The sequence below is a fragment of the Italian clover phyllody phytoplasma str. MA1 genome (assembly GCF_000300695.1).
Classification (GTDB): domain Bacteria; phylum Bacillota_I; class Bacilli_A; order Acholeplasmatales; family Acholeplasmataceae; genus Phytoplasma.
Genome location: NZ_AKIM01000171.1, coordinates 1 through 414 on the forward strand (window position 1 = coordinate 1; position 414 = coordinate 414).

The window sequence follows — 414 nt, forward strand, 5'->3', positions numbered from 1 at the left end:
GTAATTAAGTTTTGTAAGAAATTGTTGGCTGAATTGGAAAATAAGTTAATTACTTGATTAATGCCTTGATTGATTTTATGATTTAATCTCTGAGTTTCTGGTTCGTTGTTGGTTAATAAATAAAACTCAAAACGAGTATCTAATTTTTTGAGTTGTTGGGCTTCTGCCATGGCTTGTTTATAGCGTTCACGAAGACATGTTTTAAAATTAAAAGCGATGATTCTTTTGTTTTCTGTGAATAAAACTAAATCAAATTTAATGTCGGGGATAAAAAATAAATTTACTTGAGGGTATAAATGAGTGATGCCTTTATTGTTTAAGTATAATAAAATAAGATATTCATTGATTTTACCACGGATTACTTTTTGACTTTGAGAGTTGATGTTATTTTGGTTAAAATAATGGTTTAATTGT

1 protein-coding gene is annotated in these 414 nt (G+C 27.3%); it reads right to left on the reverse strand.

Annotated features, from left to right (window positions below; translation table 11 throughout):
- Positions 1-414 (reverse strand): hypothetical protein (locus RI01_RS03170; protein ID WP_017193223.1); only part of this gene is annotated, 414 nt, incomplete at both ends.